At 48.1% G+C, this 19,713-nt stretch carries 10 protein-coding genes; 5 read left to right on the top strand and 5 right to left on the bottom strand.

What is annotated here, in order from left to right:
* The first annotated feature begins 88 nt into the window (after window positions 1-88).
* The gene (locus ABIO93_RS01565) at window positions 89-1,162 is read left to right on the top strand and encodes a two-component regulator propeller domain-containing protein (protein WP_348063697.1); all 1,074 of its coding nucleotides are present in this window, start codon (window positions 89-91) and stop codon (window positions 1,160-1,162) included.
* Between the two features lie 21 nt (window positions 1,163-1,183).
* Here the strand turns inward: ABIO93_RS01565 and ABIO93_RS01560 are convergent, their stop codons facing one another.
* Window positions 1,184-1,792 (bottom strand): sigma-70 family RNA polymerase sigma factor, encoded by a 609-nt coding sequence (locus ABIO93_RS01560; protein WP_348063695.1) that lies wholly within the window; start codon window positions 1,790-1,792, stop codon window positions 1,184-1,186.
* Window positions 1,793-2,015: 223 nt separating this feature from the next.
* On the opposite strand from ABIO93_RS01560, the gene ABIO93_RS01555 reads away from it, so the two are divergent.
* The 4 genes from ABIO93_RS01555 to ubiG all read left to right on the top strand — a co-directional run bounded on the left by ABIO93_RS01555 (window position 2,016) and on the right by ubiG (window position 10,860).
* Window positions 2,016-6,158 carry a two-component regulator propeller domain-containing protein gene (locus ABIO93_RS01555; protein WP_348063693.1) on the top strand — a complete coding sequence of 1,381 codons (4,143 nt, stop codon included), beginning with the start codon at window positions 2,016-2,018 and terminating at the stop codon, window positions 6,156-6,158.
* Window positions 6,159-6,303: 145 nt separating this feature from the next.
* A complete protein-coding gene (locus ABIO93_RS01550) occupies window positions 6,304-7,341 on the top strand; it encodes a methyltransferase (protein WP_348063691.1) in 1,038 nt (345 codons plus the stop codon).
* 38 nt (window positions 7,342-7,379) lie between these two features.
* Window positions 7,380-9,962: a BspA family leucine-rich repeat surface protein gene (locus ABIO93_RS01545; RefSeq protein WP_348063689.1), complete on the top strand. Its 2,583-nt coding sequence runs from the start codon at window positions 7,380-7,382 to the stop codon at window positions 9,960-9,962.
* A 97-nt stretch (window positions 9,963-10,059) separates the two neighbouring features.
* A complete protein-coding gene (ubiG, locus tag ABIO93_RS01540; protein WP_348063687.1) occupies window positions 10,060-10,860 on the top strand; it encodes a bifunctional 2-polyprenyl-6-hydroxyphenol methylase/3-demethylubiquinol 3-O-methyltransferase UbiG in 801 nt (266 codons plus the stop codon).
* Between the two features lie 181 nt (window positions 10,861-11,041).
* On the opposite strand, the gene ABIO93_RS01535 is transcribed toward ubiG, so the two are convergent.
* From ABIO93_RS01535 to ABIO93_RS01520, 4 genes are all read right to left on the bottom strand, one after another.
* Complete coding sequence (locus ABIO93_RS01535) at window positions 11,042-15,391, bottom strand: T9SS type A sorting domain-containing protein (RefSeq protein WP_348063685.1); 4,350 nt, start codon at window positions 15,389-15,391, stop codon at window positions 11,042-11,044.
* Between the two features lie 132 nt (window positions 15,392-15,523).
* Complete coding sequence (locus ABIO93_RS01530; protein WP_348063683.1) at window positions 15,524-16,891, bottom strand: alginate export family protein; 1,368 nt, start codon at window positions 16,889-16,891, stop codon at window positions 15,524-15,526.
* Between the two features lie 6 nt (window positions 16,892-16,897).
* Window positions 16,898-17,926 (bottom strand): MBL fold metallo-hydrolase, encoded by a 1,029-nt coding sequence (locus ABIO93_RS01525; protein ID WP_348063681.1) that lies wholly within the window; start codon window positions 17,924-17,926, stop codon window positions 16,898-16,900.
* A gap of 14 nt (window positions 17,927-17,940) precedes the next feature.
* On the bottom strand, window positions 17,941-19,704 hold the full coding sequence (locus tag ABIO93_RS01520; RefSeq protein ID WP_348063679.1) for an amidohydrolase: 1,764 nt from the start codon (window positions 19,702-19,704) through the stop codon (window positions 17,941-17,943).
* Window positions 19,705-19,713: the final 9 nt, after the last annotated feature.

Here is a 19,713-nt window from a genome sequence, read left to right as displayed (position 1 = left end):
CATTTCGTTAACCTTTTTTCACGAACCTTTAACAACAGCCGAATACAAAAATTAGTAGGTTTGTTGGAATACTTCAAACAAAAAGAAAATGGCGAAACGCGTATTCGGATGTGCAGTGTTGATGTTTGCTTTTTGCGCTTTGTGTCAGGGACAAAGTATAACTAACATTCCAACGGATGAAATCAGGTTCGACACCAAACAGGTAACCGCTCCCACCGTACCCAAAACGATCACACGTACGATTAAGCAGGACAGCAAGGGTAACATTTGGATTGCTGCATTTGATGGTATTTTCCGGTATGATGGAAAGTCCTTTGCCAATATCACTAGCAAGGTGAGTTCGGCCCCCTTCTTTTCCGTTTTAGAGGATAAAAAAGGGAATTTCTGGTTCTCTACCATCGGATCAGGTGTTTATTATTACGAACCCCCACGCTCAGTTGTTAATGGGGCAGTTGCGGAATCCTTTCGGAATTTCACAACGAAGGATGGGCTTTCCAATAATGAGGTTACTGGTATTTATGAAGATAAAGCGGGCGATATCTGGTTCGCCACTGAGGATGGGGTGAGCCGTTACGATCCCGGACAGGCAGATGGGAAGTCATTTCGGAATTTTAAGTTGAATGAAGGATTTCGAAATAATGATAACCGTATCAATTCGATCATTGAAGACAAAACTGGTCAGTTCTGGGTTGGCACAAAAGGTAATACCTTTAAATATGATGGACAAACATTTACCGTCTTAACCCATCATGGCGAGCCTTTTATGAATGTTCGTACGATCATGGAAGATAAAAAAGGCAATATCTGGCTAGGTGGCACTGATGGCCTCTGGCGCTATGACGGCAGCACATTTATGAATTTCACGACCAATTTCGTCGGACATATCATCGAAGATAAAAAAGGTAATATCTGGACTAGTTCAGAAACTGCCAATGATGCAGGCTGGGCCCAGGGATGGGCGCTCTCCCGTTACGATGGAAAGTCGCTTTCCAGTCCAAAGCCGACAGTAACTGAAATAAGGTGTGATTATGAATATATTAAAAAAATGATTTTCGGGGTGATGGAAGCCAGTGACGGAATGATCTGGTTTGGAGCTTTGGACGGGGTATACCGTTATAATGGAACTACCATGATTGACTATAAGGGCAAAGAGGTTAAGTAAATAGGAAGCCTGATTCAAAAACTAAGAGACTAGAACGGTGTAAACAACCGCATAGGAAAGGTAATCTTTCAACTCAAACCTCAGCAGGCGTAATGATTGCGTAATGTGGTATTCAACTGCACGGTCGGTAAGTCCCAGATGTTGGGCTATCTCCGAAGTAGAGCGTTGTTCGAAACGGCTCATCTGAAACACAAGCCGCGTTTTTTCTGGTAGCAGACTGAGCGCATTCTGCAGCGCAGCAGACAACTCTTCCAGGCCTACCTCCGTATCTGCACGAAGATCAGCAGCTTGCTCAGAAGCCTCGCCGAGCTCGGTTTGCGTGTTAAGCAATTTGGCTCGTATAAAACCGACCACACTATATCTCAGGGCAGTTTTAAGATACGCCTCAGGGTTTTCAATCAGGGTCTTTTGACGGTTTTCCCAAAGCTTCATGAACAATTCCTGCACCATCTCCTCTGCGACCACCTGACTATTCGTCTTCCAGGTAGCAATGGAAAAGAGCTGGCGCCAGTACCGCTGATAAATCGCTTCATAAGCCTTTTCGTCACCAGTAAAGAGCAGTCTGCCCAACATTTCGTCGGGTAGCGTCGAGTACAGCTCGTTCTTCATCTGGGATACTCCTGGTGTCATAAAACAATGTGACTGTCAAGCAAATTGATTGCTCATGTTACAAATTAATCAGCGAAAGCGCAAGTATTTGAAGATTCGTTTTCATGAGCGTACACTTCTACCATGCCTGGTTGGAGGACGATCAACCCTTTGCGCCATACCTTCTTCCCGCATAGGGTAAATCAGATCCAATTCGTACTTCTGAGTATTTGTAAGGAATTACTCTTTTTTTAACACACTAATCGTGAAACCAGAAGGTCTGGCCTTTGTCATTGCGCTTCTTTTTTGGTATGGGATTACAGCCCAAGCCCAGCCCTATACGGCCTCGGTGAAACATTATGGTCCGGAGCAAGGTTTGTCGCACAGGGAGGTGAATGCTATTTTTCAGGACCGGCAGGGTTTTCTTTGGTTCGGTACCAAGTTCGGCCTCAATCGCTTCGATGGCAAAACATTCACAGTCTTCACCAACGAAAGCCATGGACTTGGCTTTGACGACATTGAGTCTATTACCCAGGATGCCGAAGGAAATCTTTGGCTCAGGGGGCCCAATGGATCAAGGGGTAACGATGGGCAGTCGCCGCTCAACATTTTTAATCCACTTTCGGGTAAGGCGGTTTCTTTCGACAAAAAGTTCGCAAAAAAGCTTCCTTCTCCGGGCCTCAATGCATTGTCTGGTTTGCTGAGCAGCCCTGACGGCACTATATTTCTGACCAACTATCAGCCTGCTTCACTCATCTCCTGGCGGGCTTCGGGCCTTCAAGTGGTATCCTTACCGAAGTTTAAAACACTGGGCCTCTCGCGGCCTACGGATCGCAACACGGTCTGGGCGGTTGCAGACGAAAGTCAGATCGTTGAGTTAAATACCGACGGAAAGGTTTTGCATCAGTTTTCGCATCCAGGGACGGTTATGAGCTGGTGCTTTGGTCAGCGAAACGCCGGTATCGAATTTTTCTATTTTGTTTATGACGCTTCCCGTCGCGAACATCACCTGTACAGCGTGGACACATCGGGGCACCGGCAAGAGCACTCGCCGGCCCTACTCAGGGAGAAATCACTGGTTCAGTATCTAGCGCCTGTATGCTACCCTCTTGATCGCACCGGTTTGCGGTGGGACGGCTTCAACCTGCGCGATTCTACCAACCGTATCCTTTTGTCCGTTGCCGACAAGACCTCGGGTGAAACCATCGAAAACCGTAGTTTTTACCGTGACCCGCAGGGTCAGTTCTGGCTAGGGACCAGTTTTGGCGTATATCAGGTTCAATTGACCCGTAACCACTTTCGTCGGCTGGCTTACCGGAAAAAAAACCAGCAAGCGCAGACCCCTGTTCGGGGCATTACTGTCCGCAGCGATATAGTTTATGCTAACCTGGAAAAATCAGGGCTGTATGAGATTCCCTGGCAGGGAGGAGAGCCAAGGAAATTGATTTCAAAAGGCGCTTTCGCTTACGGACTTGCTCAGGACTCAACAGGAGAGCTATACACAGGCAATGCAGGCGGAGGCGAGTACCTGGCCCGGTATAATCCTTCTTCGGCCACGCATTCAGAGATACCATTACCCATCGATACCGAGATTTGGACACTCCATCCCGTTGGCGCGGGTCAGTGGTTGGCTGGTAGCCAAAAGGGATTGCTCTGGGTAGACCAAAAAAAAGGGTCGACAAAGCCTTTTACCGATTATCACCAATTTACTGAATTATCCCAAGCGCATTGCCTCTATATTGCCCCTGATCGTCAGGGGCTCTTCTGGATCTGTGCTAATACGGGCATATATGCTTTCAGCCGTGATCGGGGCGTCATAGCCCGCTACTGGAGCGGTGGAAAGGGGCAGTTTCGCTTGCCGGCCGACAGCTACCAGCATTTCTATCAGGACAAGGCAGGTATTTTCTGGCTGGCAACGGCCCATTCCGGCCTGATCCGGTGGGATCGCCAGCACAATACGTACCGCCAGTTCCGACGCTCGGAGGGGTTATCGAACGATAACATTTACGCCATCTATCCCGATCGGCGGGGAAATCTGTGGATGAGCAGTGACTACGGAGTAATGCAGTTTGATCCCGTAAAAAGTACCGCACGCACGTATTTCGTGCAGGACGGTATTACCCACAATGAGTTTAACCGTATCTCGCATCACCAAGATCGGGCTGGCCGGATTTATTTCGGAGGTTTGAATGGGATCACCGCCTTTGATCCGCGAAGTTTCGAAAACGAGCAGCCAAGCCCGCCCCAGCCAATCCGACTGGTATCGGCAAGGCGGTTCGACCCATCACTCAACCAGCTCGTGGATCAGACGAGGGTGGTGTCGGACGGTAATGAAATCATCATCCGGCCCGGTGAACAGCCCCCGGTGCTGGATTTTGCGCTTCTGAACTTTACCGACGCGGAAAAGAACGTATACGCTTATCAGTTTAAAGGCTTGGATAATGAATGGAGGCACCAGTCTGAGTCGACATTGAGGCTCGGAAACCTGCCTTATGGTAATTACGACTTACTGATCAAGGGCCAGGCCTCCAATGGACAATGGTCGGCCAATACGCTGACTGTCCGGGTCACAGTGCTACGGCCATTTTACCTGCAAACCTGGTTCGCGGTACTGTCCGTTCTACTGTTGATCGGGAGTATATGGTTATGGACAAGGTTGCGTACCTGGAACCACCGGCAGGAACAGCAGCGGATGCAAACAGAAATACGCCGCGCCACCACCTTATTGGAGCAAGATAAGGAACTGATCGGACAGCAGGCGCATCAGCTACTTCAACTCAATGAAACCAGGTCACGGTTTTTTGCTAATATTTCGCACGAATTCCGTAGCCCGCTTACAGTTATTCTTGGAATGGCTTCAGAACTTCAGCGGCAAAACCCGGAGGATAACGTTCCAAGGCGCATGGCGACAATGATCGAGCGCAGCGGCAGCCAGTTATTGCGGCTGATCAATCAGATCCTGGACTTGTCAAAGATTGAAGCAGGTGAAACGCAATGGCAACCGACGCGGTCCGATCTGGTCCGCTTCACCCGATACATAGCCGAAACTTTTTCCAGTCTGGCAACCCAAAAACAGATCCAGCTGCTGTATCCCGATTCGGAGGAGCCGCTGGTGGCTGACTTCGACCGGCACAAACTTCAAGACATCCTGACCAACCTGGTCTCTAATGCGCTCAAATTCACACCAGCAGGTGGCCAGGTATGGATTGAACTAACCACGCGCGAGACCTGGCCCCCGCTTGAAGATGAAGGGTACCATGAAGAGGTTATCCCGACAAAAAACCTGCACAATCCCTGGATTATGATCACGGTGAGGGATACAGGAACGGGCATCGAAACACAACTGCTGCCGCTGATCTTCAACCGTTTCTTTCAGGTTGGTACGCAGTCGGTTGCCGATACAGGCGGTACCGGGATAGGCTTGTCATTGGTAAGGGAATTAACACTGCTCATGAACGGCGCCCTGGCGGTCCGGAGCTGGCCCGGCCAGGGATCGGCGTTCGTCGTCGGTTTTGAAAGAACGTGTCAGGCTCCTCCGCCTACGACAGAAATGGCCATTCAGCCTTTCCTGGTGCTAGACCCGTTGGCATCAGAGCAGGTGACGGGAGGGGAACCGACCGCGGATGTCACACCCGGGAAACCCGTGTTGTTGCTGGTGGAAGACAACGAAGATGTGGCGGCCTATATCACCACCTGCGTGCAGGCAGATTATCAGATCATCCGGGCAAACAACGGTCAGGTTGGGATCGATCTCGCCCGGGAACACGTACCAGACCTCGTTCTGAGCGATGTGATGATGCCCTTAAAAGACGGTTTTCAGCTTTGTGATGAAGTAAAAAATGACCAGCGGACCAGTCACATCCCCGTGGTGTTGCTCACCGCCAGATCTGCAGGGAGTGATCGCATTCACGGACTTCAGCGCGGGGCCGACGCCTACCTGACCAAGCCGTTCCAGCGCGATGAGCTGCTGGTGGTGCTGGACAATCTACTACAATCCCGCCGCCGGTTGCAGGCACATTACAGCAGGCAAGTCACCCAATCTACGGATGCAGGTATTCCCCCGGTAGAAGAAAACGAGTCCCTCGAGAATCTGTTTCTTCAGCAATTACGATCCGCACTGCGGGCGCAGTGGGGAAACAATCCCATTCCGATGGAAACCATTTATCACGAAATGGGCATGAGCCGCTCATCGCTTCACCGGAAGTTGATCGCACTTACTGGTATGTCCGTCACACGGTATGACAGGTCACTTCGCCTGACCCAGTCCCGCCACCTCCTGGCTACCACCCAGATGCCCATTTCCGAGGTGGCTTATGCCGTTGGATTTGAAGATCCGAAGTATTTTACCCGCCTGTTTTCCGAAGAATATGCCAGTTCTCCGACCGAATTCCGGCGATTGAGCATATAGTCCACCTTTTTGGGCGCGTAGTCCACCTCTGCCTCCTCCCCCTTCAATAGATTTGCTGCATGGTTTTCAAGTCGCCGAGAAGCAATGCTACTCCTCGCTGGTGAACTGTCATTTCGCAACGTCTACCTCTTAATTTCAAAACATCATGACCGAATCTACGCAACCTTCTCCGGCCAGCATCATGCAAATTGGCACCGGCTTCTGGGCTTCCAAAGTACTATTATCCGCCGTCGATTTCGACCTGTTTACCATCCTGGCAGAAAAGAAGCAGCTGACTGCCGCCCAGTTGAAAAAAATGCTGAACCTCAATTGCAGCGACCGGAACGTATTTGATTTTTTAGATACGCTCGTCGGATTTGGCTTTCTAAACCGGGATGGTATCCTGGAAACTGCCACTTATTCAAATACGCCAGACACCGACCTGTTTCTGGACCTCAAAAAACCAACCTATGTCGGCGGGATGCTCAAAATGCTGAATAATCGTCTGTACGGCTTCTGGGGAACATTGGAAGAAGGGCTGAGAACTGGTAAGCCACAAAACGAGGCAAAGAATGGCGGAAATCTGTTTGGTGAGGTCTACAAATCACCCGAGCAGCTCGAAGGTTTTATCAATGCCATGAGCGGCATTCAGGTAGGGGCTTTTATGGCTTTTGCCCAAAAGTTCGATTTCTCAAAATACAAAACTTTGACCGATGCGGGTGGTTCAAGCGGCCTGCTTTCCATCGTGGTTGCCAATCATCAGCCACACCTATCCTGTGTGAGTGTGGACCTTCCCGCAGTGACCGCCATTGCTGAAAAAACGATTGCGAAAGCAGGTTTAGCTGAACGGGTCAAGGCGGAATCAGGCGATTTCTTCAACGATGATTTCCCAAAAGCGGACATAGTCGTAATGGGCAACATTCTTCATGATTGGGACGAGGAGCAAAAAATCGGTTTGATGAAAAAAGCTTATGCTGCTTTACCTGAGGGCGGCTCGTTTGTGGCTATTGAAGCCGTCATTGACGATAACAGAAAAGACAATGTATTTGGGCTGCTGATGAGCCTGAACATGCTCATTGAAACCGGCACCGGTTTCGACTACACCTTTGCTGACTTCAACCGTTGGGCCGCCCAGGTTGGGTTCAGTTCCACGTCGCTGTTGTCTTTAGCAGGGCCAACGAGTGCAGCCATTGCCATCAAGTAATGCCGCATTGATTTCAACAAACTCAACACGTTCATCCTATGAAAAAGCTATGCTCCTTTTTGTTGGCAGTATTCATAAGCTCAAACACTTTTGCCCAGACCGACTTCATTACCCGCTGGAACCTTGCCACACCGGGAAACTCAGCCACAAGTCTCCTTTTTACGGTAACTACAACCGGAACAGTGGATTATTCATGGCAGGAGGTATCACCGGGTACCGCTACAGGCTCGGGGACGTTTACCGGAAATACAGCCACTATTACCGATTTGCCAGCAGGATCGATTATTGACCTTAGTATTGATCCTGCGAATTTCAAAAGAGTAATCATAAATTTCGGTGTTGACAAAAATCGGCTGATAGATGTCAAACAGTGGGGAATTACTTCGTGGACGTCCATGGCATACGCCTTCAATGGTTGCTCCAACTTGCAGATCAGTGCCACCGACATGCCCGATCTGACCGGGGTAACCAGCATGGAATCTATGCTTGCCCAATGTACTGTCCTGAACGGACCGACTAATATTGGCAACTGGGACACTGGCAACGTAACAAATATGCGTAGCGTATTTGCCATTTCCCGTGCTTTCAACCAGCCCGTCGGTACATGGAACACCGCTAATGTCACCGATATAAGTCAAATTTTCGACGGTGCCTGGGCTTTTAACCAGCCCATTGGCGCCTGGAATACGGACAACATAACGAATATGCGATTCGCGCTTTCAAGTGCCATTGCCTTTAACCAATCAATCGAAAATTGGAATACGGCCAAAGTAACCGATATGAGCGCCATGCTTCAGGTCACCACCTCTTTTAATCAGCCTATCGGCACATGGAACACGGCCAACGTCACCAACATGAGTTACATGTTCAAAGGCAGTAACTTCAATCAACCCATCGGAAATTGGAATGTTGCAAAAGTGACCAGTATGGAGAACATGTTTGATGACGCCAGCGTCTTCAATCAGCCTATCGGTAACTGGAACACTGCAAGCGTGACCAATATGAAGAACATGTTTTCCAATGCTTCCGCTTTTAACCAGCCTATAGGCAGCTGGAACACGGCCAACGTCGCCAATATGTCTAGCATGTTTTTTAACAATCCCGTTTTTAATCAGCCCCTCAACAGCTGGAACACGGCCAACGTGACCAATATGTCCAGCATGTTTTCTTTTACCAAATTTAACCAGCCTATTGGCAACTGGAACACGGCTAAAGTGATTGACATGCACTACATGTTTTCCAGTGCCACTGTGTTTAACCAGCCTGTCGGTACCTGGAACACTGCCAACGTCACCGATATGAACTTCATGTTTTCCAATGCTTCCGTTTTTAACCAGTCTCTCGATAACTGGAACCCCGCAAGCGTGACCAATATGAAGAACATGTTTTACAATGCTTCCGCTTTTAACCAGCCTATAGGCACCTGGAACACGGCCAACGTCACCAATATGTCTAGCATGTTTGAGGGTGCCACTGTGTTTAATCAGCCAGTAGGCAGCTGGAACACGGCCAGCGTCACTGATATGAGCTACATGTTTTCCAATGCTTCCGCTTTCAACCAACCTATCGGCAACTGGAATACCATCAGCGTGACCAATATGACACACATGTTTTACAATGCTTCCGCTTTTAATCAGTCAATAGGGAACTGGAATACTGCCAATGTCACCGATATGACGTTCATGTTTGAGGCTGCCACCGCCTTTAACCAGCCAATCGGTAGCTGGAACATTGCCAGCGTGACCAATATGATATTCATGTTTGAGGGGGCCACCGCCTTTAACCAGCCGATCGGGACCTGGAATACAGCGAACGTCAACTATATGAGCTACATGTTTTTGGGGGCATCCGCTTTTAACCAATCTCTCGGTACCTGGAATTTGAGCGCATTGCAAGATTTATCGGATATGCTAAGTTATAGCGGTGTCGACTGCGTTAACTATAGCTCCACATTGATCGGTTGGAACAGCAATCCCTTGACACCAGATTATCTCTACCTGACTTCCGATGGCCTGTTGTTTGGCACCAATGCAGCGGCTGCCCGTACGAACCTGGAGACAACCAAAGGCTGGGTCATCACTGGTGATGCGGCCTCTGGATCGAATTGCGCTTTACCTGTGACACTGATCAGTTTTGTAGGCAAACAACAGGGAGACCTCGTGTTGCTGGATTGGAAGACAACGGATGAAAAAAACAACTCAGGCTTTGAAATTGAAAAAAGCGCTGACGCAAAAACGTTTAAGAAAATCGGCTTTGTAGACGGTAATGGAGATTCAAAGGAATTGAGGAAATATCATTTTACAGACTTAAATCCATTCCCAACCAATTACTACCGGCTTAAACAAATCGATTTCGACGGCACGTCTGAATATTCCCGAATTATCGGTGTAAGAATGGACAATCAGAAAGTGGTGACGGTATACCCTAATCCAACAACGGGAACCATTCATATAGCAGGCGGCGGACCTGATGTAAAAATCCGGGATACCTCGGGAAAGCTGGTAATGAACAGGGCATTATCCAATGGAAAAGTAGACATATCTGATTTGCCAGTAGGTCTTTACGTGATGTCGGTCATTTCTGGTCATCAGGAAAAATCAATTTCAATTGTAAAACAGTGAACACACTTTACACCCACTTTTTCCGATAAATGGGATCAGGTAACTTTGGGAAAGCTCGATGTTGTAAACCTCTTTTAAACCAATAAACCTAAATAAAATGGAAAAGATAGCACCTGAAATTTACAGTGAAATAGACAATGATCTTTACAATGCGGAGGGTGACCTGTGGTGGAACCCCGAGACTGTTTTGCACATCTTAAAAACGTCCGTAAACCCCTGGCGGGTGGGAGTTGCCAAAGACGCTTTAAAGAAGCTAAACTTTGACCCAAAAGGAAAAACAGCTCTTGAAGTGGGCAGCGGGGGCGGAATCCTGACCGAAGAAATTTGCAGGATGGGGTTCACCACGACCGGCATTGATCCAGCGGTAGAGTCGATCCGCACTGCGTCAAATCATGCAAAAGTCATGGGGCTCGACATTACCTATGATAAAGGCACCGGCGAACAGCTTCCTTATCCCGATGCATCGTTTGACTGCGTGTTTTGCTGTGATGTTCTGGAACACGTTTCCGATTTGCCTAAGGTAATTTCTGAAATTTCAAGAGTACTTAAACCCGATGGGGTTTTCCTGTATGACACACTCAACCGGACATTTATCAGCAAGGTTGTCGCCATCAAAATATGGCAGGAATGGAAGCGATGGGCATTTATGCCGCCAAATCTGCACGTATGGAAAATGTTTATCAAGCCGGACGAAATCAAAGGACTTTTGGCAAAAAATGGTTTTGAATGGAAAGAACACAGGGGCTCCGAACCCAACGTATCTATCCCCAAAATGCTGGGTTACCTCAGAAAGAGGACCAAAGGCGAATGGACTTTTGTGGAACTAGGACAAAATTTCCGGTTGGTCGAGAGCGACGATATGAACATACTATACGCTGGCTACGCGATAAAAAAATGATGTTCAGAGACCAATTTTTGGACTTTCCTCCCTGATATTGATCTCATTCACTGCTGTTGTAAAATAGACTTGCAAAATATGACCTTGCTGGCGCAGATTGCCGGTAATATTTCAAAGATTAAATTCAAAGATCCGCGCCGAACGACCGGCGCGGATCTTTCTCTTTGGGAAATTCACAAACCTAATTCTTGACGATTTTCCAGGAATTCTGTTGTTTGCCCTGGTCTATTTTCAAAACGTATAGGCCTGTCGGTAAGGTGCGGATATCAATTTCCAACGAATTGGTTGGCACTGGTGTAATGGTACCTTTGCGCATGAGCTTGCCATTGGTGCCGAAAACACCCCAGCTGACAGTGTCTGTCCATTGTTGTTTGTTTTTAAGTACCAATGTCTTTGAAACCGGATTGGGATAAGCAACAATGCCCTGGCCAGAAAGTGGATCCACACCTAACACCAGGCTTACGGTGACCGTGCGAGTTCCATCAACCGCCCCATAACCACAAACATTACGGACCGAATCGAGTGAAAACGCAGTGGTTTGCTGTAAGTTGAGTAGGCGTTCGATCATCGGCTCACTGGTACTTCCACGAAGCGTATCGGTTCCGTACCGCAAATAATAATAAACAGGCCGGGTGCCATTGAGTGCAAGGCTAAGCTTTATTTCCTCGCCCTGAAAGACAATAGCTTTACTAAGGGTAAATTCTGCTTTCGCTGTTTGCCTTGTCATGATTGGCTCCGAGGGAGAGAGCGTAAAGTCAACATCCGGGTTCACGGCTTTTATCCGTATCCGATACTGATCTCCTTCTCCGAGTGTCGTCGGCAGTCGCACAATCAGAGGATTTGCAGCCCCATTACCCAGGCTTAGTGCATTCGTAAAACTTCCCTGGGCATCCGAAATCTCGGCTCCGTATGTACGCTGCTTGTCAGGGCCAATGATCGAATAATTAACCAGGATAGAATCCCCGTTACAAAGTGCTGTTTTCAATGGGGCTGTACTTAGCCAGGATAAACTCCCGATCGAAATGAAGGGTTCTTTGGCTGTCACGGCCTTGCTGCCTGTTACCTTTCCCACGCCGCATACATTACGAACGGTGCTCAACGCATAAAGTCCGGAGCTGTCTGCCTTCATTTGGATAACCGTATCAGCAGTAGCTGAGCTGCCATTAGTACCATCCGACAAAACATATTGCCAGGGGGCCATGCCTGTAAACGACACCGGAAATGTGACTGCCTCGCCCTTCCAGACCGTTACCTGCTCGGTAGCAGGAATAGTGGCACCGGGCAGTTCATTGATCTCAATGTCGGGGCCATTGAAGTCGTCCATAAATGCATTTTTGGTGGCTAGCTTGATCATGTACTTGCCTTTTTTCAAATCAGCCGGAAGTTTTGCGAAAATAGGCGACGTGGTTCCCTCCCCCACCGGAATGTCACCCGAGCCCGTCACAAGCCGCGCTTCGTACACGATTGGAAAGCCCGATTCATTCCCTGCTGCTGTGAACTGCACAGGCAGGCTGTCTCCTGCGCAGGCTTGCGTGCCTGCTGTCACCGTTTTCAAAAGAAACCTTGTACCCGCCGGTGGCGGGGCAATTCCGGAAGGTATGCTGATGAGCTGACCGTCGAATGTGAATGGATCATTGGCTGCAACAATCGGGTACACCATTCCGCCAAGTGGCTGGATATAGTAGCTAACCAGGATATAATTGACCCCGTAAACAAACCCTTTGTTGCTCAATGTATACGTAACCTCTTCCCTCCCATTCGCGACGTCTTTGGTGGCGGTCGCAGTAATTTCTACCGCCTTACCGTTGATGAGTATGAACTGCAATATGGTGGAGTAAGATTTGCGGCTCGCCAGGTTTTTGTCCCTCAGCAGCGTGAGCTTGAAACTGGCATAGGTCTGCGTTGAGCCATTGAGTATGAAACTTCGCCTGAACCATAACTTTTCCACAGGAAGGAGGACTTTTTCAATCAACGCATTCGGAAGTCTGTATGTCTCGTCAGTATGCCCCAGGCCAATGATCGCCTGAGCAGGCATTTCAAAAGGAGGGGCTGTAAATGACCAGGGCGCCACACATTGTTTGTCAAGTTGGATCCCTCTGCTCAGGGCGCCCGGAGTAAGGGGAAACAGCCACTGAGAACGGAAGTAAATCACCGTATCTCCCGTGGGTATCGGTTTCGGATTGGTCACATTGACGATGAATGTATCGGCAAGGTAACCATTCTGATCCCTGACATAGAAAGTACTCGTGCTCCCCGGTCCAATGCTAAGGTCCCGGATGCCGGAAGCCAACACCGTACTGGGCTGTTGCGCCGAATACCAGTTGTAGGCGCCTATCCAGGACGCCGTCAGCTTGGCCACATCCCCGCCATTCACGATCGACACGGTTTTTTTCTTGCTTACATCCTTCATCACCACAAAGGAGTCGGCCACCGTGTAAAGCGGCGATACATCCGATTCTTTGATGAATTTGACGTCCAGCCGGTTTTCCTGAAAAACCAGTTCTACCGAGCCGCCTTTTATGTGGTAAAAATCAGTCGTGTTGTCCCCAGTCAGGTTATCGAGTGGCGGAACTGAAGTACTCGGATGCTTCACATTGGTAGCGCCTGGCGGGAAACCCGCATCATTTTCACTGGTATTGTTGACGTTATACCAACCGCGTCCTGCTGATCCGGAAAGTACATAAGCGTAGGCTGTTTCACTATTGGTTTTGACGTAGGGTTTGCTTGCCGGGTAGCGTCCCAGGTTGCCAACGCTGGAAAAGTCGGTCGTGCGCGGCTGTGTACCCTTTTTGCGGATCATGCCTGCGCGCTCGTATGCGTGTGAATGCGATACGATCAGCGCATCGACATGGTATTCCGGTTTTTCAAGAATCGGCAGCAATTTTTCCTGAACCCGCTTCATATCGTACTCGGTAGGGAAATGCCCAATCGTGGAAAATGGTGGCAAATGGAAAGTTACCACGGTCCATTTTTTTTTGTTATTGGTCAAATCCTTTATCATCCACTTGACCTGCGGCAGGTCGTCAATGGGAGAATTGGTAGAATCATCCAGAGCAATCGAATTTTTGCTGTAAAGATCATAGTAGCCTGTGGATTGAAACTTCCTTTCCCAGTTTTCATTGACATTCGTCGATTCAAGCACTGGAGGGTTCAGTACCACAAAGTGCACATTGCCCTGATCGAAAGAATAGTAGCCTTTTTTGTTATTAGTAGGTTCGCCGCCAATCTGACCGTTTTCGGGAAAAGCAAAGGCCGAAAAACTCGCCGAAGTTTGTTTGTGATAAGCTTTTCTGATCATGAGCGTCGTTCCTGCTTTGTTGACGTAGTTCACATCGGGCCCATAGTCGTGGTTACCGATCACCGTCCAGGAAGGAATGTATGAGAGTAATTGCTTGTCTTTAGGATTGTTGTAAAACTTGAATAAGGTCGTATCCAATGCCATCTGCAGGCCCTCATAAGGGGACGTATTTGAATTGTCACCCAGGAAAATGATCCCGTCGACCTTCGGATTGTTTTTAGCGTTGAGGTAGGCCAGGTAAGCATCCCGGACTTTATAGGGACGCGGATTCTTGTACGTACCCGCCCCGGAATCGCCCAGCAGCCAGAAACGCACCGCACGCGTCGTATCAACCTTTGGATCGTGTAATGTTCGGAAATAGTTGACCGCAGGATTGTATTGCAATTGCCGATATTCAGATCCAGTATAATAACCCACACTGTAATAGTATCGGGTGTCGGGCGTGAGATTCAAAAGTGATACATCATGTAGCGTATCGTTCAATGCTGACGTCACTTCCTTGTAAATTTCAAGGTCCGGATTGGTGCTATACCGGACTACGGCGTTAGTGGCAATATTGGTATACCAAAACACCGTCATACGGTTATGGGACGGGAGTTGAAGATACGGATACCGAAACAGGGATGCCGACTGGCCTTCCAGTTGTACATCGAAGTAAACGTCCGAACTTGTCTCCCCAGTTTGATGCAGCTCCACCGCAATGACATTGTTCCCATTCTGGATTTTACTGGCAGAAAGCACTGTATCAATCGTCAGCAAGGGATTACCCACCGGATTACCCGCATACCCACTATGAGTTGGCGTCATATTCTTCCGCGCTACTTCCACTCCTCCGATGTAAATCACCATGCCGTCGTCCAAAGTCGCTCGAAGCCGTATCCCAGCATAGGAAACCGCATTACTGACCTGGAAAGTTTTCCGGAAGTAATACACCGGATGGTTGTTACCTGTGCTACTGTTGATTTTCTGAAGGGTTGTGTTGTAACTGTAACCGGAATTGCTGCCAAATCCAAAGGGCGCATTGCCGGATGACCAGCTGGCATCGGAAAATCCGGGTTGCGCCCATCCCGTATTACTTTGAACTACTCCATTTTGCAGATACTTCCAATCCGACTGATATGCCACGATCGTCTGTGCTTTTACGTGGATTGTTACGAACAATAGCAGCCAAACCAGGAGCCTGACCGAGGCAATATACGTCGGCGCTCCCTGATGAACGGGTTCTGTTTCCATAACAAACTGAATTTGAGGATTATCATCTCCTAATTTACAGATTTATTTATAGAAAAACTATAACAAAACCTAGTTATTATTTGAAGAAAACTTCGGTACCAGCGGTCTCTTTTTTATGCAAATACGCAGTCATCAGAATTTCAATTCGGCCGTCAAACACAGAAACAGCAGGTTTTTTCCAGGCCCGGCCTGTTTAAGGAAATCTCCGGTTTTGAAATAGGTCAGCTCGCATCCAAACCGCAGAAACGGATTAGTCACATAATCGGCAGCCATGGAATATTGCTGGCCAATAAATTGATCCGAAATCCCTTCTCCTGAATAAATCAATGCCGCATTGGGACCGTAAACGCCATCATTGCTGCTGTACCGCCAGAAAACGTCATAGTCAACATCCAGAGAGAATTTTTCGGTAAATGAAAAATTCACCGAAGGGTGCACGTCTACCAGGTTCGCTGGCCCGATCAATGCCGCAAGACCAAAATAACCACCTCTGGGAAACAGCGGATTAAGGGTATTGAGCTTGTTATCGCCCAAATTTCTGTCGCCGCTGATCAATTCCGTCTTTAAACCCAACTCAGGTTGGAATTTGAGATGATCCAGCATATAGTCAACGTGTGCGGATGCAGTCCAGGCGGTTATCTTCTTTTTTGCAAAATCACCAAATTGGTAAATTCCTTCCAAATCATAGCGCCAATGGCCACTTTTTCCCCAAATCCGGGTCCCTACCGAGTGCCTGAGTTCTTTTCCGGTGCCGTCATCATAGGTATTGGATTTTTTATCGAAACCGAAATAGTACAGATCCACATTCCGCAGCAATGGTACCTGGTTCATCACCATGTATGCTCCCCAGAGTTTGATATTCTTGTTGTAGCCGTCGTCAAAAACACCTTTTTTCGAAGCGACATAATGGGTGTAAAGCAAATCTGTTTTGTAGTTCACGCCCGAAAACATTGCTTTAACACCGTCAAAAGCATGGCGGTTATTTGGTCCTTCACGAACCGAAATCAGCCTTTGTGAACCGTAAAGCAATTCCTGCCTGCCTACCCGCAGCACCAGGTTGTTCTTTTTCTTGGAAAATAGGTTCAGGTCAAAAAACGCCTGATGAAGATCCAGCGGATTCTCATCCGCCGGACTCGTACTCGCCTTTGCATTGGCCATACCACTCTGCAATTCCAGAAAAGCCCTGAAATGTTGGCCAGCATGGAAATCCGCATGGCCTAAGTAACGGGAGAACACATACGCATAGTTTTTGTCCGGTTGTTCGCCCCATTCGTCATTGATCACGTGATAATATTGAAACCTCACATCCCCGCCAAAACTGATGTAAGTCCGGCCATCTTTCGACAATGGTGTGAACTTCAACTCGTGATAAAAGTTCTCTGTCGAATCCGACCTTAGGGCTGCATAATTTTCATCGTAGCGAAGCATTTTGATCGGTACATATTGCCCGTAAGTTTGCAGGGCACCGAGCACAAAAAGCAAAAGGAGAAGTCGCTTCATAGCTGGCTATTGTTTAGTCTTGCTGTTGCTAATGTCCTTGAACGCATTTGGAATATTGAAATGATGGTGAAGCCAGTCAAAGAGCACATATCCCTTGTCAAACTCCTTCATTGTCACATTCTTCTGCACTTCTTCTAATGTTAGGTTATCTTTCACAGCCAGCTCAATGTGTGATTTGAGCGCCGTGACATAGTCAATGGTGTATTTGATCCCGGCTTTATTGGTAATGCGTCCGTGCCCCGGCACCACCACATCATTGTCACCGATCATCGCGTATATCTTTTTGAGATTATCGACCGGTTCAAGAAAATAACCATCGAATAGCCAGGGAATGGTGGGACTTTCGGCAATAAAAGGATTTCCCAGCCACCAGATATGTTTACCACTTGCATTCACCTTAACAAAAAGGTCCGCAGGTGATTGGGCCGTACCCGTATTGATCAGCTCGACCACATTACCAGCACCCATATCGATTTTCATGCTCTGATATTTTGGAATAACCATATCCGCGACACGCAAAGTTGTGGCTTCAATGCCGCGTCCTGTACCAAAAAGCGTTACCATAAACTGCTTGATACCGTCGTAGTTTTTAGTCAGATTTTCATTGCAGAATTCATTTTGAATGATCAGCGTTTGCGACGGCAGGAGGTAATTTCCAAAACAATGGTCACCATGATCGCTGGTATTGACTGCATATAAAATCGGCTTGGGCGTCACAGAGCGCACCAATGCATAAAGCTGGTCATACAGCCTCTTGGTCATCATGGTTTCAATGAGCAGAACTCCCTTTTCTCCTACAATAAAACCAGCGGTGGTCGCCTGGGGAATTCCTTTGGCTGTTTCTTTTTCGGCTGTCTCAGGAATTACTGCAAACACGTTATTTGCAATTTTATGCAGCTTTAACGTTACCAGATTAGCATCCCATATCGGGACGTGCGGCGGCATGGGCATCTGGGAAAATGCGCCCTGAATGGCAATTAGAAGCACAATCGCTTGCAGGGTGAGCCATTGCACCCCGTTTTTTATCACTATCATAGGTTTCTGATTTTTTACTTTTGATAACCTCCATAAAACTTCACCGGCGACCATGCCGGGATCACTTCCGGCGCGGGTATATCCAGCGATTTATAGTCACCTGCCGCATACACTACCCTGCCATTCACAATCGTCACCAGCGATTCGATTTTGCGGACATCGTCAATGGGTGTAGCAAAATAATCTTCTGAAAGAATCGCCATATCCGCATACATTCCTTTCACAATTTTGCCTTTCAGCTTTTCCTCGCCTGTGAACCAAGCGCTACCGGAAGTGTATATATGCAGCGCAGTAAATTTATCCAATACCTGATCCTTTGGCCAGAACTGCATACCACCAATGGTTTTGCCCGTCAATAACCAATGAAGTGCCATCCACGGATTATAGGTAGAAATTCGGGTAGCATCGGTCCCCATCCCGACCGGAATGCCCATTGAAAGCATTTTCTTGATCGGCGGCAGCTGGCGATCGGTTTTACCATACAATTTGTCATACAGTTCTCCCTGGTAGTACATCCTGAACTGGACGGCCACTCCCCCACCCAACTTTTTCACACGTTCCAATTGACTATCAGTAATGGTTTCCGCATGATCAAAAAACCACCTTAATCCATTGAACGGAATCTCTTTATTCACCTTTTCAAAAACCGCCAGCATTCGCTCAATCGACTCGCCATAAGTGGCATGCAACCGAAACGGCCAGCGATTTTTGACCAATAACCGAATCACAGGTTCCAGGTCCGCTTCCATTTCGTCGGAAAGGATGGTGCGGGGTTCGAGGAAGTTTTCAAAATCTGCGGCTGTGGCGATCAGGTTTTCCCCCGCTCCTTCGGTGGCGTAACCATTGGCCATGAGCATGTGGTCATTTTTGTTGGGGATTGCGGCTTTTACCCATTTTTCATAATCTTCCAACTCTCTTCCTTTTTGCTGGGCGAATAGAAAATAAGAGGTCCGGATGTTTAGTTTTCCCTCCTTGGCCAGTTCCAATGCTACCACGTAATCGTTTGGGTAATTCTGGCTACCACCTGCCGCGTCGCCTGCGCTGGTAATCCCAAACCGGTTCAACTCCCTGTAATACTGCAAAGTACTGTTCAATCTCTCCTCGTGCGAAAGCTTGGTAGTAAGCCCGAGCGTCATGTAAATCGCCTTGGGTGTTTCTTTGGCAAACAACATTCCAGTCGGATTTCCTTCGCCATCCAACTCCACCAGACTACCCTCATAACTCGTTTTGCTGTCATAGCCCAGCACTGCAATTCCTTTTTTATTGACGAATGCTTTACCATACAAATAGGTAATAAAAACCGGTTTATCCGGAACGGCAGCATTGATCTCAGCCAATGTAGGCTGCCTTTTTTCCTCAAACTGAAATTCATTCCAACCGCCAATTACCTTGATCCAAACACCCGGCGGCGTTCTGGCTGCCTGCTCTCTGAGCATTTCCATCGCTCTCGCCAATGTTTTCACGCCATCCCAGCGTAGCTCGCTATTGAAATGCAAACCTTCGCGGATAATATGGATATGACTGTCGTTAATGCCCGGAACCACTGTTTTACCTTTCGCGTCGATCACTTTGGTATGATCGGATTTAAAGTCAGCCATGATTTTAGCTGAAGTACCTGTCGCCAGTACCATACCGTCTTTCATAGCTACCGCCTGGACAAACTCTCCGGCTTTGGCCATCGTGGCGATTTTAGCATTGGTAACGATCAGGTCTGCGGCTTGCTGGGCGATACTTGCCTGATAACCAAGCAGCAGTATCGCAAGAAATAATGCTTTCATAGAAACAGT

It is taken from the genome of Dyadobacter sp. (assembly GCF_039919315.1).
Taxonomy (GTDB): domain Bacteria; phylum Bacteroidota; class Bacteroidia; order Cytophagales; family Spirosomataceae; genus Dyadobacter.
The sequence above is the reverse complement of the archived record's forward strand: the minus strand, read 5'-3'. Positions and strand labels throughout refer to the sequence as shown.

What these genes read in the sequence shown, in the direction of transcription:
- ABIO93_RS01550 (WP_348063691.1), top strand. Translation starts at nt 6,304, where the DNA reads ATGACCGAATCTACGCAACCTTCTCCGGCCAGCATCATGCAAATTGGC.
- ABIO93_RS01530 (WP_348063683.1), bottom strand. Translation starts at nt 16,891, where the DNA reads ATGAAGCGACTTCTCCTTTTGCTTTTTGTGCTCGGTGCCCTGCAAACT.
- ubiG (WP_348063687.1), top strand. Translation starts at nt 10,060, where the DNA reads ATGGAAAAGATAGCACCTGAAATTTACAGTGAAATAGACAATGATCTT.
- ABIO93_RS01525 (WP_348063681.1), bottom strand. Translation starts at nt 17,926, where the DNA reads ATGATAGTGATAAAAAACGGGGTGCAATGGCTCACCCTGCAAGCGATT.
- ABIO93_RS01545 (WP_348063689.1), top strand. Translation starts at nt 7,380, where the DNA reads ATGAAAAAGCTATGCTCCTTTTTGTTGGCAGTATTCATAAGCTCAAAC.
- ABIO93_RS01560 (WP_348063695.1), bottom strand. Translation starts at nt 1,792, where the DNA reads ATGACACCAGGAGTATCCCAGATGAAGAACGAGCTGTACTCGACGCTA.
- ABIO93_RS01565 (WP_348063697.1), top strand. Translation starts at nt 89, where the DNA reads ATGGCGAAACGCGTATTCGGATGTGCAGTGTTGATGTTTGCTTTTTGC.
- ABIO93_RS01535 (WP_348063685.1), bottom strand. Translation starts at nt 15,391, where the DNA reads ATGGAAACAGAACCCGTTCATCAGGGAGCGCCGACGTATATTGCCTCG.
- ABIO93_RS01520 (WP_348063679.1), bottom strand. Translation starts at nt 19,704, where the DNA reads ATGAAAGCATTATTTCTTGCGATACTGCTGCTTGGTTATCAGGCAAGT.